Genomic DNA, 16,866 nt, shown 5'->3' on the forward strand with positions numbered 1-16,866 from the left:
AGGGATAATATGCGCAAACTCGTTGTAGCTGTCATGATTGCATCACTAATGGGGTGTTCCATGGGTCACAGAGACCCAGTTGAAGCCAAAAACTCATTAAATGAAGCGATCAATGAAGCCAATAGCCGTAGCTTAGAACAGCTCCCCCCTTCTGTTGAAGCTGATTTGATGCCGGAATTGGCTGCAGATAACTTAGCTTCTATTGATACGGTTAAGCGTTTTCGTATTCAAGCGAACGGTGTGGCGGCAAAAACCTTTTTTGCCAGCTTAGTGAAAGGGACAGAGTTTAGCGCCGCGATACACCCAGATGTGAGCGGTTCGATAACATTAAATTTAACCGATGTCTCGATGGATGAGGTGCTGAATGTCGTCCGCGATATGTACGGTTATGATGTGGTCAAAAATGGTAATGTGATTCAAGTGTTCCCTGCGGGGTTACGCACCGTGACCATTCCGGTCGATTACCTGCAATTTAAACGCTCGGGTCGCTCATTGACGTCGATTTCAACCGGTACAATCACTAATTCGGACTCTAGCTCTTCTGACTCAGATGACTCGAGTTCTAGTTCTTCCAGCTCTAGTTCCTCTAACGGTGGCACAGAGATAGAAACCACCAGCGAAAGCGATTTCTGGCCGCAATTGCAAGCGGCAGTCGCGCAATTGATCGGCTCTGGTAGTGGGCAAAGTGTCGTCGTTACCCCTCAAGCGAGTGTGATCACTGTGCGTGCTTACCCGGACGAAGTGCGCGAAGTGCGTGAATTTTTAGGCGTATCTCAACAGCGGATGCAACGTCAGGTGATTCTTGAGGCGAAAATCCTCGAAGTGACCCTGAGCGATGGTTATCAGCAAGGCATCAATTGGTCGAAAGCCTTTAGCTCGAATGGCACTAACTACAGCATTGGCCAAGGCTCGATCGTCAAAGATGGTAATGGTGATATCCTTCCTGCGGTGCTACCAGGGCTTGATGCGATTGGCACATTATTGGGTGGACAAACGAATTTAGTTATATCCAGCGGCAGCTTTGATGCGGTGCTGAGTTTTATGGCGACCCAAGGCGATCTCAATGTTCTTTCTAGCCCAAGAGTTACGGCATCCAATAACCAAAAAGCCGTCATTAAAGTGGGGACGGATGAGTACTATGTTACTGATCTATCAAGTGTAGTCGGCAGCGGCGATAACTCAGAGCCTTCACCTGAAGTAGAATTAACCCCGTTCTTTTCTGGTATTTCGCTAGATGTAACCCCGCAAATTGATGATCAAGGTAATGTGTTATTGCACGTCCATCCAGCAGTAATCGATGTTGACGAGCAAGTAAAAGAAATTGGCTTTGGCGATACCCGAATCACGCTTCCTCTTGCGCGCAGCTCTATTCGTGAATCAGATTCTGTGATTCGAGCACAAGATGGAGATGTGGTGGTGATCGGTGGCTTAATGAAATCGAATACCATTGACCAAGTATCGAAAGTCCCCTTTTTAGGCGATGTTCCTGCTCTGGGTCATCTATTCCGCAACACCACTAAACTGACACAAAAGACAGAGCTGGTCATTTTATTAAAGCCAACAGTGGTTGGGGTCAACACTTGGCAGAAAGAGTTAGAGCGTTCACGTGATTTGCTTTTAGAGTGGTTCCCTGACGAGCAGTAAATAGATGTATTTGGAACATTTTGGGTTTCATCGGTTGCCGTTTAGTTTGACTCCGAGCACGGATCTTTTTCTTGGTTTGAAACCACATTACGAGGCGATTCAAACCGTACACTCTGCTCTGGAATTAGGAGAGGGGATCGTAAAGGTCATCGGCGAAGTGGGGACAGGGAAAACCATGGTGTGTCGCATGATGGTGAATCTTTTACCCGAACACGTAAAGCTGGTGTACCTACCCAACCCTGCCTTAAGTGGAGATGAGCTTCGGGCTTCCGTTGCTGCCGAACTGGATATCCAAACGGGCGACAGGGTGGCACTGGTTGAGCTTATTCATCGACGCTTGGTCGAACTAGCGAAATCGGGCAAGCAAGTCGTGGTATTTGTTGATGAAGCCCAGGCTCTGAGTGACGATGCGCTCGAAGTATTACGCCTGTTTGGCAATTTAGAAACAGAGGAACGCAAGTTACTGCAAATTGTTTTGATCGGGCAGCCAGAGTTGGAGAAGCGATTGCGACAGCATCATATGCGTCAATTAAGGCAACGAATTACCTTCAGCGCATACATTCGGCAGCTACATCTTGATGAAGCCGTTGGTTATATCGATAGTCGATTCGAAAAATCGGGCGCAAGCTGCGAATTGATGACTTTCAATCAAAAGAAAGCCATTTGGCAGGCGAGTAAAGGAATTCCTAGATTGATTAATCAAATTGGTCACAAAGCGTTGATTTCAGCCTGTAGTCAGGGTTCAAAGACCGTTGGTAATGGTGATCTCTACAATGCAATACATGACACCTATGACAGTAAAAAACCGCGATTTAAGCGCCCCGTGTTTTGGGGATGGAGTTGAACAATGAGTGAAATTAATCGAGCGCTGTCTGAGCTAGTTAACAAAAGTTCAACGTCTATCACCGCATTGACACCTGCGAAAATTGCACCTGTTAAGCAACGAGCTGTATTACCTTGGGTTGTTGGGACTTTCTCTCTCAGCCTAGCGGTTGGAGGTTGGGCAGTTTCCTCTCAAGCTCCGGGCCAGCAGTCTTTCACCACCGCTATCTCTCATTTGCCGAGCCAAGGAACTGTGATTTCAGAGAGTACGACGTCTGAGTCACCGACCTCCAAGGTTGCCTCTCAAACTGGTGTCATTTACCCAAAAACATCAGAGCCACCCTTGCCGAACATCAGCCAGAGCTCAACCCTCGAAGAGGAGCAGGCAATTGTTAACCCAACCAAGACCGAACAACCAGAGCCCAGCAAGCCAGTGTTGTTGGCTAAAGTAACGCCTACCCCAACAGCTGAAGTTGGAGGCATGGTTGTTGAGCAGGTCGAGCTCTCTGCTGAGCAATTGTCTGAGCGAGCAGAGAAAAAAGCCCAAAAGGCGTTAGATAACAATAATCTAAAACTTGCGCTTGAACAGTATCGCGAGGCTCTAAGGTATACTCCAAGCAACATTCAAGTACGTCAAAAACTGTCTGCGCTTTACTATGGGAAAGGGGAGGCGCGTAAGTCTTTTGAACTGTTGCAAAAAGGGATTAGCCTTCAGCCAGATAACGTTACGCTGCGAATGTCTTTGGCAAAGCTCCTGATGAAAGAGCAGCGAACGCAGGCTGCATTGAGTGTGCTGTCTGCGATGCCTACCCAGCCAACCGTTGAGTACTTGTCCTTACGAGGTGTCTTGGCGCAAAAAAATGATCAGAATGCGATTGCGCTAGGAAGTTATCAAAAGTTAGTTGAGCTTGAGCCACAAAGTGGTCGATGGTGGTTAGGGTTAGCGATTCAACAAGAGCGAACTTTGGAGTTTGAGCAAGCCAAGGCTTCCTATACGAAGGCGCTTGAAGGGTTGGGCTTATCAGGTCAATCACAGCAATTCATTCGTGATCGGTTGGTGTTGATTGAGCAGATAGGAGAATAAACAGTGCGAATTAAGCTACGTAAACGTCTCGGCGATCTGTTAGTTGAAGAAGGCATCATCACCGAACAACAAGTCGAACAAGCGCTGGCCGCGCAAAAATCGACGGGTAGAAAGCTGGGCGCGGCCTTAATTGAACTCGGTTTTTTAACCGAGCATCAAATGTTGAGCTTCTTATCTCAACAGTTAGATATCCCGCTGATTGATTTAAGTCGGGCAGACGTCGATGTTGATGCGGTTCAACTGCTTCCCGAGGTTCATGCACGCCGCTTGCGTGCACTCGTTATTGGTCGTCAGCATGATACATTGCGGGTTGCGATGAGTGATCCTGCCGATCTGTTTGCTCAAGAAGCTCTGTTAGGCCAGTTGCCTCAATATGGCATTGAGTTTGTTGTCGCCCCTGAAAAGCAGCTCGTCGATGGGTTTGATCGTTACTACCGACGTACTAAAGAGATCGCGTCGTTTGCCGAGCAGCTGCAAGCCGAACACCAGGTGGTCGAAGCGTTTGACTTTAATATTGAAGGCGAAGACAGCGACGAAGTCACCGTCGTTAAACTGATTAATTCTCTGTTTGAGGATGCGATACAAATTGGCGCCTCTGATATTCATATAGAGCCTGATGCGAATGTATTGCGCTTAAGGCAGCGTATTGACGGGGTACTTCACGAGACATTGCTGAATGAAGTCAACATTGCCCCTGCTTTGGTATTACGCCTTAAGCTAATGGCAAACCTAGATATTTCGGAAAAACGCTTGCCTCAAGATGGGCGCTTCAATATCAAAGCTAAAGGTCAGTCTGTCGATATTCGTATGTCCACCATGCCCGTTCAGTACGGTGAGTCTGTGGTTATGCGTTTACTTAATCAATCGTCTGGTGTACGTAAACTTGATGAGTCTGGGATCCCTCAGCACCTCCTCGAACGATTGCGTCGCCAATTAAAGCGTCCGCATGGCATGATTTTGGTCACTGGCCCAACTGGTTCGGGTAAAACCACCACGCTGTACGGCGCTTTGAGTGAACTGAACACTCCGGGCAAGAAAATCATTACTGCAGAAGACCCGGTTGAATATCGTTTGCCACGGGTCAATCAAGTTCAAGTAAACCCTAAAATCGACCTCGATTTCTCCACCGTACTGAGAACGTTTCTACGCCAAGATCCAGATATCATTCTAATCGGTGAGATGCGAGATAAAGAGACTGTTGAGATAGGTTTGAGAGCGGCGTTAACGGGTCACTTGGTATTGAGTACCTTACACACGAACGACGCGGTAGATAGCGCGTTGCGAATGATGGATATGGGGGCTCCTGGCTATCTGGTTGCCAGTGCAGTGCGAGCTGTGGTTGCTCAGCGCTTGGTGCGTAAAGTATGTCCGGATTGCAAAACAGAAGATACGGTTGACGAGGCTCGACGCCAATGGCTGGCACAGCGCTTCCCGAATCAAGTTGAGAGTGCGTTTGTCAAAGGGCGAGGGTGTCAGAACTGTAACTTAACTGGCTATCGCGGCCGAATTGGTGTTTTTGAAATGCTTGAACTTGAGCAAGACATGATGGATATGCTGCGCGCCAATGACGCGGTCGGCTTTGCTCAAGTGGCTCGCCAGTCAAGCTCATACAAGCCACTGCTTGCCTCTGCGATGGAGTTAGCAATGAGCGGAGTGGTGAGCTTAGATGAAGTGATGAGCCTAGGTGAAGGTGATTCGTCCGGCGTTGTGCAAGCGATCTACCTCTAGGTTGAACTATGGCTATATTTCATTACCAAGGGCGAAATTTAGATGGCAGTGCGGTTTCTGGGGAAATAGAAGCGGCCAACCAAGATGTTGCGGCTGAGCAGTTGATGAGCAAAGGCGTTATTCCTACGCAACTACAAGTTGGAAAAGGTAAGTCTGCTTTTAATATTGACCTCAAAGCTCTGTTTACCCCTGCGGTACCGCTGGAAGCGTTGGTTATATTTTGCCGTCAACTTTATAGCTTAACCAAAGCGGGTGTGCCCTTGTTACGCTCAATGAAAGGCTTGAGTACCAACTGCGCGAATAAGCAACTGCAAACTGCGCTGGAAGAAGTTACCCAAGAGTTGACCAACGGACGCAGCTTAGCGGGCTCGATGCAGATGCACTCAAAAGTGTTTAGCCAGCTGTTTGTTTCGATGATCAATGTCGGTGAGAACACGGGTCGCTTAGATCAAGCGTTACTGCAACTGGCAAATTACTATGAACAAGAGGTCGAGACACGTAAGCGAATTAAAACGGCAATGCGTTACCCGACTTTTGTGATCAGCTTTATCGTGGTTGCTCTGTTTATTCTCAACGTAAAAGTCATTCCTCAGTTCGCCACCATGTTCAACCGCTTTGGGGTCGATCTGCCGCTACCGACGCGCATTTTGATTAATACTTCTGACTTTTTCGTTAATTATTGGCTAGTGATGATTGCCGTGATGGTTGGGCTTTTCTTTGCATTCAGTAGTTGGGTTAAAACAGCGTCTGGGCGCGAAAAATGGGATAAATTTCGTCTACGTATGCCCATTGTTGGGCCGCTAGTAAATCGGGCGCAACTGTCACGATTTTCCCGTACATTTGCCTTAATGCTTAAAGCAGGTGTACCGCTAAACCAATCGCTAGCGTTAGCGGCTGAAGCGCTAGGTAACCGGTTTCTTGAGAATCGCTTACTTGAAATGAAAGCGTCGATAGAGGCTGGAGGAACGATCTCAGCGACGGCAATAAATAGCGGTATTTTTACCCCATTGGTGATTCAGATGATTTCAGTGGGTGAAGAAACGGGGCGCATTGATGAGCTGCTGCTGGAAGTCGCTGATTTTTATGATCGCGAAGTGGATTACGACCTAAAAACACTCACAGCACGAATTGAGCCTATCTTATTGTTAATTGTGGCGGGTATGGTCTTGATTCTCGCATTGGGTATATTCCTACCGATGTGGGGCATGCTCGATGCGATTAAAGGCTAGCCAATACTATTTGTTACGCCGAGTCAGGTTTAGCGTGTGGTTACTGGTTATTGTCATTCTGCTGTTGAGTTTTATTTCGTCGTTTCAAGATGTAGAAAATGAAGCCAGTGATAGTGCGTTCTTAGTGGCGAGCAAGCGAATTATTGAGCGGGCAAGCTTTTACAAACAAAAGTGGTTATTGGCTGGGCAGCCGCCACGATTGGAATTGGACGAAAAGGTGTTAGCTATTTCGCAAAATGGTTGGGTGTTACCAATACAGAACGAAAATAGCGTAGATTGTGATTACTGGCTTGGCGTACTCTATCCGGAAAAGAGAGTGTTAGAAAGTATGCCGGCAAAGGTGGGTGACCTCAGCAAAGGTGACACACACTATCGCTGCGATTACGATTATGGCGATAATCGACACCTTGTTATCGACCTGAACAATAAGCAATTTTCTGCTAAAGTTGTTTTTGTGGCGGAGTAGTCTTTTTGATGGAGTAATCGTGGCGCTGGACTAATGCCTCGGTATAATACGCAGTACTGATAAGTGGAAAAAGTGTATATGTATAACAAGCAATCAGGCTTTTCTTTAGTTGAACTCGTCGTGGTTATTGTGGTGGTCGGTTTACTTGCTGTCGCTGCGTTGCCTCGCTTTCTAGATGTGACGGATGAAGCCAAAAAAGCCAGCATCGAAGGGGTTGCGGGAGGCTTTGCAACAGGGGTACTGTCGGCTAGAGCGCAATGGGAGGCAGAGGCTCGACCTTCTACCACGCTGAATAACGAGAAGTACAATACTGTCGACTATGATGGTGTCGATTTTTGGTTAACACGTTCCGAAGATAGCAGTGGTGCCGATACAGGGTTTCGTGACGGATATCCACTGGCATTGAACACAGATAACAACAGCTTCCCTACTCAGTTGGTTGATCAGGATTGCATCGATTTAATGAACAACCTGCTGCAAAACCCACCTAACGTCGATACGGTGGATAACGCAGCAAGTGACTCGAACGTAAAGTATACAGCCCAAGCGGATGACGGTGCGTCTAAATGTATTTATACACAGAAAGAAGGTAACACCGACCATCAGTTTGAGTATGAAATAGAAAATGGTCGTGTGACCGTAACGCTGCAGTGATACTGCGATAACAACATAGAGAGATGATAACTATGAAAAGACAAGGCGGTTTCACCCTAATTGAGCTAGTGGTGGTAATTGTTATTCTGGGTATTCTTGCAGTAACTGCAGCACCAAGATTTTTAAACTTGCAAGATGATGCGCGTAACGCGTCATTGCAAGGTTTAAAAGGCGCTATTGATGGAGCTGCGGGCATTGTTTACGGTAAGGCTGCCATTAATGGTGTTGAGGCAAGTGGCGCTGCAAACGTTGATGGTATTGCTACGGCATTTGGTTACCCTGATGCGACTTCATCTGGTATCGTTGCAGCTGTCGTTGGTTTAGAAACTGACTGGGCCGTGACGAGTAGTAGCGATACTTCTATTACATTTGGTTTTGAGTCTACGGATACAACATGTACGGTGACTTACAATGAAGCCTCTGGTACCTCAGTAGCATCTGCTGCAAGTTCCTTGCTTAACTTAGGTACAGGCTGTCAATAATCCTCTAGTAAGGCCAGCTTTGCTGGCCTTACTATTTTCTACTCTCTTCCTTCACGATAATTCCTTCTCAATTTCGACAGAAAGCGACTGCAGCTTAGTGAATCTCACTTATAATCTAACCAGTAAATTGAATTACTTAGGTTGAATATGGACAGTAAACTGGGTGCGGGTTTTACCTTGGTTGAACTTATCGTCGTAATTTTGTTATTAGCGATAATCTCCCTATACGCTGCGAGTCGTTATTCTGGTCGCGACGACGTGGCAGCTATGGTAGTGCAAGAGCAAGTCATATCTGTTGTCCGCCAAGTTCAAGTAAATCGTATGCAGTCTAACGTCAGTGTGAGCGCAGCCTTGGCGACCAATAGTAATTTTGTCCTTGATGTAGAAGCCAATTGCGTTGGCTCAGGAGCCGCGTGTGAGCAAGCTTCTGATTCTCGTAGTGATTGGGTCCGCTCCGATACGGTGACCTTTACCTCTAACCCTGCGGCACCTCTCTACTTTGACCTTCTCGGTAATCCTGCTGGTTCTGCCGCCTCTGGTGCCACCATTACCATTACTTCTAGTGAGCAAAGCTGTACCGTAGCGATCAACACGCAAGGTTATGTGTCTCGTGGAGGGTGCTCATGAGTAAAGTGAGAGGCTTTACCCTTGTTGAGAGCATTATCGTCATTGTAGTGATGGGGTTCGCCATGATCACCATTAGCCAATTTCTCGTTCCACAAATCACGCGCTCGGCGAACCCTCACTATCAAACCCGCGCGGCAGCATTGGGTCAAAGTGTGATGTCTACGATTCTCGCTCGTGGTTTTGACCAATATAGCGATTTTACGGGTGGCTCTTTGCGCTGTGGAGAAGGTGCAGCGGCCGCAACTAACCATCAATTCTGCTCAGGGACCGATGTGTCGGTTAATCCACTGGGGGATGATGGAGAGGCTGTCACCGACTACAACGATGTGGATGATTATATTGGCTGCTGGGAGCCTGAAGGAGCAAACGGCTGTAAGGATTTGAATGTGTTAGTCGGTGATGGTGTAGGTAATACCAGCTACCGGAATTTTCGCTTAGATGTTGATGTAGTTTATCAAGAGCAAAGCTTGATTAAGAGGGTGGTTCTCACCGTCTCAGCAATCAATCAAGTTCCGATTCAATTACAGGCGTTGAAGGGGAATTACTGATGAGTAAGCGCGGCTTCACCCTGATTGAAATGGTGATCACCTTAATTGTTGGCAGTATCTTAGTGCTCGGAATTGCAGGCTTTGTCGAGCTTGGTGCTCGCGGTTACAGCGATACGATTGAAAGGCAACGTTTGCAAATCCAAGCTAAGTTTGTCTTGGAAAAGATGTCGCGTGAAGTGCGTCATGCGGTGCCAAACATGTTCAGTAATGATCTGGTGTTTGCAGGGGCCGATGACTGCATCTCGTTTTTTCCGATTGTGACCTCTGGTTTTTACGCAGTGTCTGGTGCCGACTTGCAGTTTGTTGTCGGGACTGAAAACCTTTCCGTAGATGATATTAGTGAGCTATCTCTCGTGATCAACCCGACTGAGCCTACCCCGACGAACAATGTTTTTGCTCTTGATGCCGTCTCGAGTGCGAGTCAGGTGTTTGTTCTTAATGATGACGCTAATAATCTCGTCGGCAACTCAGTCTCTAATCGCCACTACGTTTATGATGCGAATGGAGAGGTCAGTTACTGTTTGATAAACCAGAGAGTCCAACGTTTGGTCAATCGAGTTAACATTGTTCCCGTATCGGATTCAGGGGTAACAGGAAGTTTGAACTACACACCAGCGACCGTACAAAACAATGGCATTGTTCATATTAACCTAAACTTTACTAATCAGGCTGGGGATGAGTCGACCAACTTCCGTCAAGACGTGCAGGTGATCAATGTTCCTTAGGAAAGCGCAATCAGGCAGTTTGTATATAGTGGTCATCTTTGTTCTAGTAGTGATGGGCTTTCTTGCGACCAGTTTGAGCCGTATCGAATGGTCAAATAGTGACGCTCACAGTAAAGATGTGATGGGTTTACAAGCTTCTTTGCTTGCTTACTCTGCGAACGAATTAGTCCTTAGAGACATCTACCCACCGCGTGCCGCGCTAACGGATTCGTTCGATGTTGCGGCGGCCTGCTTAGCGGCTAATGGAACAACGCGAGCGGTTACGGCTAGTGTAAGCTGCCAAGACGTGGCCATTGAGTGTGAGCCGCGTGGAGGCGTACTTGCCGATGGCGCCCAGCTTTACGTATTAACTTCGATTGCTATTTGTGGAACTGGGCTTAACCAGATGCAACGCAGCCAAGAAGTGTGGTTAAGGGACACTCCATGAGAAAGTTCGTCCAGTTTGTAATGCTGCTTTTACTCGGGTTTAGTCATCCAGTATTCGCGCAATTTGAATTTGGCATTATTACCGGCCAAGACTGCCAATCGAGCGCTTGCGAAATAGTGTTTGATAATACTTATTCTGAAGCCCCCGTGGTTTTTTTAATGTCTTCGATAGAGCAATCTAATCTGGCAAATGATCGGCCGGCTCTTGCAGTTGTACAGTCTGTCAGTACTACGAGCGCTTTCGTTCGCCAAGATAATGTCTTTAGCGGCTCTAACCTCGATATGGACCCAATTTATTATTTTGTCGCAGAACCTGGTCAATGGGCGCCTGATCCTGCACAACCCGATAAAATTGTTGAGGTCGGTAAGCTGACCGCGTCTCGCTATCAGCGTCAAGGCAACAGAGCAGGAGAGAGTTGGCACAGTCGGAGTTTTAACGTTAATTTCAATGGCCAGACTCCCATCGTATTAGCGCAGATTCAGCCAGATGCAGGGCGGACAGCTTGGGTTACGACAACGGTCAGCAATGTCAACAGTAATACCTTTCGTTATGCACTAGAGTTTGGTCGTCAAAGCTTACCTGCGGCAAGTGTCCGTTCGAGAACCTTTGGTTATTTAGCCGCTCCGCAGTTTACTGGTGTTACAGCTGATGGGGTAGATTTCTCTTTCGTGCTTCCCAACCGATCTTATAATCAAGGTAATGGTATTTCAGGGCTAACCAACTCGTGCAACAATAATGAAGTCCCTTTGCCACGAAGTTTCAGTGATTATGGTGTTATAGGTAAGAAGCAGACCAGAAATGGTGGCGATGGCGGATGGCTACGAGCGTGTGATTTGTCCGCAGATGACCACTTCACGATTACTCTAGAGGAAGATGCAACTAATCGCAGCCACCCCGTAAACGAAACGATAGGCTTTTTTGTATACGGAACACCTAGTGTTGAGCTGTGTGAGTATTTCCCAAGTTCCTTACAAAATAACAATTATTTCAACGGTGTTCCGGTATCAGGCCTGTTTTCTATGAGTGGTAACGGCAATACGGTTTCTCTACCTAGCCGTCAGCCATTGGCGTTTAATTCTGTCTCTGTTGCGGGAAATAACAGTGGTTGTATTTATGACGGCTCGACAATAGAAAGTTGTAGTTTTGATGGTAGTGTGACGTATCCAGATTTTCCACCATCGCTACCGTCATTTAAGCTGGGTTCTGCGAATATAAATTGTAATTCGAATAACTGTACTGCAACGCCTGGTGAATACCAAAGCCTTAATATTAGTAATAATCGTCGTTTGACGCTTTCCCCTGGGGTTTATTGGATAAACAATATTAATTTGTCTAATGGCGCACGACTTGAAACCTCTGGTCAAGTCTATATTCATTACCGGAATATGTTTATCAACGGCAATGGGGTGTCGCTAAATGCGAATGGAGACTATGAGAACTTGATTCTTATTGGTCACAGCGCCAGTTCACGAATACTGACAACCCGCAACAACTTGACTATGAAGGCTTTGTTGTACATTGACGCGGTTGGTGGCTTTACTTACACCGGAACTGGGTTCGACTTTGAGGGATCCATCTCTTCTCAAATCATCTCGTTTAACTCGAATAACAATTCGTTGGATGCGAAGCCTCCTCGTCAGTGTTCGACTCCAAGTGACAACTACCAACTCTCCGTTTCTCCAGCCACTGATATCGGCTTGATGTGTGGCGGTGATTTGCCAACGTTTACTTTCACTACCAGCAATAATTCGTCACCTATTTCAACAGGAGTCACGATAGAGCTGTATCGCAATAGTGTGGGGGATGCGCCTTATCTAGAAGCCAATGTCGCGGATGGAATCGGCTCAGGTTCGGGTAGCAGCTTTACGACGGATGCTAATGGTCAGCTTAAGTTGATTGTCTCATCGACTAACCCGAGTCAAACCCTGCTCGATACCCAGTATACCTTGCGTGCTCAAATGTCTGCAGACAGCAATCAAGTCGTTACCAGCAGCTATCGCTTTTTGCCTTTTAAGTTTTCTGCCGAAGATCTTCAGGTTGTTGCAGGCAAAGAGCAGAGCATAGAAACTCAAGTACTTGCGTGCGACGTTAACAACACCCCGGTTGTTGCGGCAAGTTACTCTGGCACGCCGATGATCAACCATGCAGTCCAAACACCAAGCCCCGCTCAAGGTGGTGTTAATGGTAGCCTTAACTTTGCTCCGGTGTTTACGTCCGGAGAAAATGGCCGTACCACAGATACGCTGACCATTGATGAATCTGGCGAGTTTTTGGTGACGTTAACCGACAGTAATTTTGATTGTACTGGATTGTCAGGTTGTCCGATTGACGGAAATGGCGTACTCACAGGGACGTTTACCGTTAGCTCTCGTCCGTGGAAGATCGCTTTATGTAATGTCCAAGAAGCCAGCAATGGTAGTAACACTAACCCAGCGACGACGGACAGTGGTTTTGGCTTTATGGCGGCGGGAAATGACTTCTCAGTGACTTATCGCCCCGTCATCTATTCTAACGACGCCAATCCTGATGTGTGTTCGCTGAATATCACCGCTAATTACGCAAAAGATTCGGGGCCACTCTCAGTTCAATATACTCTCGCTTATCCAAGTGGCGGTCGATTAGCCACTGTTACCCCAGCCACTGTGCCAAGCTTCGATAACAGCGCTTCCGAGTTGCAAATAGAACATAACTGGAGTGAGGTAGGCACGCTTGAGTTCACCACGAGCGCCACTTATCTCACCATGGCTTTGGATCCACATAGCCAAGCTATTGGTCGCTTCTATCCGGCGCACTTGGTGATGAACACGGTGAGCGAACAGTGGGATTATGCCGCAGGTCATACCGGTTTTGCTTATATGAGTCAGCCAATTGGTCATCAATTTAGTGTTGAAGCGCAAAATGCCACGGATATAGCGACGAGCAATTATGGCTTGTTTGCAGATGACATCATTGTCGATCTACGTTACTTCGCTGAGCAACTAGACGGCAGTGACCTTTCGACACGTACATTAGCGACGACAAACTGGAATGACGGTGAATGGGGGGCGAGAGCATTCTGGCAATTACCGTTTGGAGGTAATGTTGATACCGCCCGTTTAGCGCTCGACTTTGACGACTTCAGTTTCGAAAAACTGCTCACTACACCGATTGCGGGGAATGATGTGACGGAACCTGACGGTCCGTTTAATTCAGCCAATGCAAGGTTCGGGCTCGCCATTGAAGATTCGACCGATACCATCCAATTTAAAACATCAGATTCGAATGGCGATACGTTCTCTGATGACGTGGTGTTCCCAAGTCAGCCAGAGTTCCGCTATGGTCGGATGCACTTATTTGATGGCGGCACAGTGACAGGTCAAACCGGGTTAACCATTCCGCTGCAAGTTGAGTTTTGGAATCAGAACCGCTTTGAGGTTAATGATCAAGATAGCGGTACACTGTTCGATGCTGATGACCATTGTCATCAAGTCATTTGGCGTACAGACAACGCCCCGCAAAGTGATGTGACATTAACTGGGCAGGGAACGGTACTAGCCGGTAGTGCTTCCAATGTGCAGATTGATCACAATAATGCACAAGCTGACTTACGTGAGCAGGTTCGTGTTTGGTTGCGTATCAATGCGACTGCACCAGAGGCATTAACGGGAGAGAACCCAGTGCAGTGTGAGAGTGATGGTGTGATACCAGATGCGCCTTGGCTAAGGTTCAATTGGCGAAATAATGGTGACGAAGATCCTTCGGCCGTGATTACTTTTGGTATTTTCCGTGGTAACGATAGAGTGATCTTTCGTGGCGAACCTGGCTTAATTGGACAGTAAACTTTGTCATTTATTTGCCTATCGTTAAGAATCTGTTAGAAATTGCGGGTTTCAGCCCATGTTTACGCTTCAATGCCTTGCTGTAGTGGCAAGGCATTGGTACATTTAGTGCAATTTTCTATCTTATAATTCTTTCAGGACGAGCGAAGAATATGTTCAAAAAACTTCGTGGCATATTTTCAAATGACCTATCAATCGATTTAGGTACTGCCAACACTCTTATCTACGTTAAAGGACAGGGCATTGTCCTAGACGAGCCTTCAGTCGTTGCTATCCGTCAAGACCGCAACCGAGCGGGTAAAAGCGTGGCTGCTGTAGGTCACGCAGCAAAACAAATGCTAGGTCGTACACCGGGCAACATTTCTGCTATCCGTCCAATGAAAGATGGTGTTATCGCCGATTTCTATGTGACTGAGAAAATGCTTCAGCACTTTATCAAACAAGTTCACGACAATAGCGTGCTAAAGCCAAGTCCACGTGTACTTGTGTGTGTACCTTGTGGGTCAACACAAGTCGAGCGTCGTGCGATTCGTGAGTCGGCACTCGGTGCTGGTGCACGTGAAGTGTACTTGATTGATGAGCCAATGGCCGCTGCTATTGGTGCAGGTCTGCGTGTCTCTGAGCCAACAGGTTCCATGGTTGTCGATATCGGTGGTGGTACAACGGAAGTTGCCGTTATCTCATTGAATGGTGTGGTTTACTCCTCATCAGTACGTATCGGTGGTGACCGTTTTGATGAAGCGATCATCAACTACGTTCGCCGCAACTACGGCAGCTTGATTGGTGAAGCAACTGCCGAGAAGATCAAACATGAAATCGGTTCTGCGTACCCTGGTGATGAAGTTGAAGAGATCGAAGTTCGTGGTCGCAACTTAGCTGAAGGTGTGCCGCGTAGCTTTAGCCTTAACTCAAACGAAATTTTGGAAGCTCTGCAAGAGCCACTGACTGGGATTGTTTCTGCGGTTATGGTTGCACTTGAGCAGTGTCCACCAGAGCTGGCTTCTGATATTTCAGAAAACGGTATGGTACTAACGGGTGGTGGTGCGCTTCTAAAAGATCTCGATCGTTTATTGACAGAAGAAACCGGTATCCCAGTTGTTATTGCTGAAGATCCTCTCACTTGTGTGGCTCGTGGTGGCGGTAAAGCTCTGGAAATGATCGACATGCACGGTGGCGATCTGTTTAGCGAAGAATAATCGTAATCCCTAGTAATCGCTAGGGCATAGAGACAAGGAACTCATATTCGATGAAGCCTATTTTTGGCCGAGGACCTTCACTTCAATTACGTCTGTTTTTTGCCGTTATTTTATCAGCCAGCCTTATGCTGGCTGATAGTCGTTTAGGTGCATTCACCCAAGTCCGCTACTTTCTCAACAGTATGGTGGCGCCAATTCAGTATTTGGCAGATGTACCTCGGGTGATGTTTGATGGGGTTTATGAGCGATTTAACGTTCGCCAAAACGTCATGGAAAGCAATCACACCCTAAAACGAGAAGTCTTGCGCCTTAAAAATGATCTCCTTCTTCTGGATCAATATCGAGAAGAAAACCAACGTTTACGCAAGCTGCTAGGCTCATCCTTTGTGCGTGATGAGCGCAAAGTGGTGACCGAAGTCATGGCAGTAGATACCTCTCCTTATCGCCATCAAGTGGTGATCGATAAAGGTCAGATTGATGGTGTTTACGTCGGTCAGCCTGTCGCGAACGAAAAGGGTATTGTTGGTCAGGTTACGTTTGTATCGGCACACAATAGCCGCGTATTGTTGCTAACAGACAGCTTGAGCGCTATTCCGGTTCAGGTTATCCGTAATGATATCCGTGTCATTGCTTCTGGCAGTGGCAATATGGAACGTATTAATCTCGACCATATCCCAATTAGCCTAGATATTCAGGAAGGGGATTTACTGCTTACTTCTGGCTTGGGTGGCGTGTACCCGGAAGGTTACCCAGTGGCTCATGTGGCGAATGTTGAACGTGATAACGCACGTGAGTTTGCCTTGATTGAAGCGGAGCCTGTGGTTGACTTTGAACGCCTTCGTTACCTGTTGCTGATTTGGCCAAGTGATTCTCGCCAAGAGAAAATTCAGCAGGCAGCACCAGAAAATATGCAAGAGGTAGTAACGGATGGCGAATAGCATCTTTAAAGGGCGGTTGGTGATCCTGTTCTCCTTTATCATCGCTCTAACCCTACAGACTATCCCGTGGCCAGGAACACTGGATTTGATTCGCCCTTCTTGGTTGCTATTAGTGACCTGCTATTGGGTATTGGCTTTGCCGCATCGTGTCAATGTCGGTAGCGCGTTGATCTTAGGCTTGTTATGGGATCTGTTGCTTGGTTCTACATTGGGCATACGCGGTATGATGCTTTCGATAGTCATCTACCTTGCCGCGCTCAACTTCTTGGTTATCCGTAACATGGCGTTGTGGCAACAAGCCATTTTGATCGGTTTGTTCTCCGTTATTTTGGACGTATTGATCTACTGTGGTGAATACTTAATTCAAGACGTGACATTCAACCCGGTGTCGTTGTGGAGTGGGCTCATTAACTGTGTCCTTTGGCCGTGGATGTTCTTGCTAATGCGCCGAGTCCGTCGTCATTGGCATGTGAGGTAG

16 protein-coding genes are annotated in these 16,866 nt (G+C 47.1%); all 16 read left to right on the forward strand.

The window, feature by feature from the left end; genetic code table 11:
- The first annotated feature begins 9 nt into the window (after nt 1–9).
- Nucleotides 10–1,644, forward strand: a complete 1,635-nt coding sequence (gene mshL / locus RH45_RS03050; RefSeq protein ID WP_008073695.1) for a pilus (MSHA type) biogenesis protein MshL — start codon at nt 10–12, stop codon at nt 1,642–1,644.
- Between the two features lie 4 nt (nt 1,645–1,648).
- Nucleotides 1,649–2,488 (forward strand): ExeA family protein, encoded by an 840-nt coding sequence (locus RH45_RS03055; protein WP_008073697.1) that lies wholly within the window; start codon nt 1,649–1,651, stop codon nt 2,486–2,488.
- Between the two features lie 3 nt (nt 2,489–2,491).
- A complete protein-coding gene (locus RH45_RS03060; RefSeq protein ID WP_008073698.1) occupies nt 2,492–3,550 on the forward strand; it encodes a tetratricopeptide repeat protein in 1,059 nt (352 codons plus the stop codon).
- Between the two features lie 3 nt (nt 3,551–3,553).
- On the forward strand, nt 3,554–5,278 hold the full coding sequence (locus RH45_RS03065) for a GspE/PulE family protein (RefSeq protein WP_008073700.1): 1,725 nt from the start codon (nt 3,554–3,556) through the stop codon (nt 5,276–5,278).
- Nucleotides 5,279–5,286: 8 nt separating this feature from the next.
- Nucleotides 5,287–6,507, forward strand: coding sequence for a type II secretion system F family protein (locus RH45_RS03070; protein WP_008073702.1), 1,221 nt, complete (start codon nt 5,287–5,289; stop codon nt 6,505–6,507).
- On the forward strand, nt 6,491–6,973 hold the full coding sequence (locus tag RH45_RS03075; protein WP_008073704.1) for a hypothetical protein: 483 nt from the start codon (nt 6,491–6,493) through the stop codon (nt 6,971–6,973). The genes RH45_RS03070 and RH45_RS03075 overlap by 17 nt, the downstream gene beginning before the upstream one ends.
- A 78-nt stretch (nt 6,974–7,051) precedes the next feature.
- The gene (locus RH45_RS03080) at nt 7,052–7,627 is read left to right on the forward strand and encodes a prepilin-type N-terminal cleavage/methylation domain-containing protein (protein WP_008073706.1); all 576 of its coding nucleotides are present in this window, start codon (nt 7,052–7,054) and stop codon (nt 7,625–7,627) included.
- 32 nt (nt 7,628–7,659) lie between these two features.
- Nucleotides 7,660–8,109, forward strand: coding sequence for a prepilin-type N-terminal cleavage/methylation domain-containing protein (locus RH45_RS03085; RefSeq protein ID WP_008073713.1), 450 nt, complete (start codon nt 7,660–7,662; stop codon nt 8,107–8,109).
- Between the two features lie 147 nt (nt 8,110–8,256).
- Nucleotides 8,257–8,736, forward strand: coding sequence for a type II secretion system protein (locus RH45_RS03090; protein WP_008073715.1), 480 nt, complete (start codon nt 8,257–8,259; stop codon nt 8,734–8,736).
- On the forward strand, nt 8,733–9,284 hold the full coding sequence (locus tag RH45_RS03095; RefSeq protein ID WP_008073718.1) for a type IV pilus modification PilV family protein: 552 nt from the start codon (nt 8,733–8,735) through the stop codon (nt 9,282–9,284). The genes RH45_RS03090 and RH45_RS03095 overlap by 4 nt, the downstream gene beginning before the upstream one ends.
- Complete coding sequence (locus RH45_RS03100) at nt 9,284–10,009, forward strand: PulJ/GspJ family protein (protein WP_008073720.1); 726 nt, start codon at nt 9,284–9,286, stop codon at nt 10,007–10,009. The genes RH45_RS03095 and RH45_RS03100 overlap by 1 nt, the downstream gene beginning before the upstream one ends.
- Nucleotides 9,999–10,436, forward strand: a complete 438-nt coding sequence (locus tag RH45_RS03105) for a hypothetical protein (RefSeq protein WP_008073722.1) — start codon at nt 9,999–10,001, stop codon at nt 10,434–10,436. The genes RH45_RS03100 and RH45_RS03105 overlap by 11 nt, the downstream gene beginning before the upstream one ends.
- Nucleotides 10,433–14,254, forward strand: a complete 3,822-nt coding sequence (locus RH45_RS03110; RefSeq protein WP_008073725.1) for a DUF6701 domain-containing protein — start codon at nt 10,433–10,435, stop codon at nt 14,252–14,254. Before RH45_RS03105 ends, RH45_RS03110 begins: the two co-directional genes overlap by 4 nt.
- A 152-nt stretch (nt 14,255–14,406) precedes the next feature.
- Nucleotides 14,407–15,450 carry a rod shape-determining protein gene (locus RH45_RS03115; RefSeq protein ID WP_004747218.1) on the forward strand — a complete coding sequence of 348 codons (1,044 nt, stop codon included), beginning with the start codon at nt 14,407–14,409 and terminating at the stop codon, nt 15,448–15,450.
- A gap of 50 nt (nt 15,451–15,500) precedes the next feature.
- Nucleotides 15,501–16,388, forward strand: a complete 888-nt coding sequence (mreC, locus tag RH45_RS03120) for a rod shape-determining protein MreC (RefSeq protein ID WP_008073728.1) — start codon at nt 15,501–15,503, stop codon at nt 16,386–16,388.
- Complete coding sequence (mreD, locus tag RH45_RS03125) at nt 16,378–16,866, forward strand: rod shape-determining protein MreD (RefSeq protein ID WP_008073730.1); 489 nt, start codon at nt 16,378–16,380, stop codon at nt 16,864–16,866. Before mreC ends, mreD begins: the two co-directional genes overlap by 11 nt.

Origin of the sequence: Vibrio sinaloensis DSM 21326, assembly GCF_000189275.1 — a bacterium.
Lineage (GTDB): Bacteria > Pseudomonadota > Gammaproteobacteria > Enterobacterales > Vibrionaceae > Vibrio > Vibrio sinaloensis.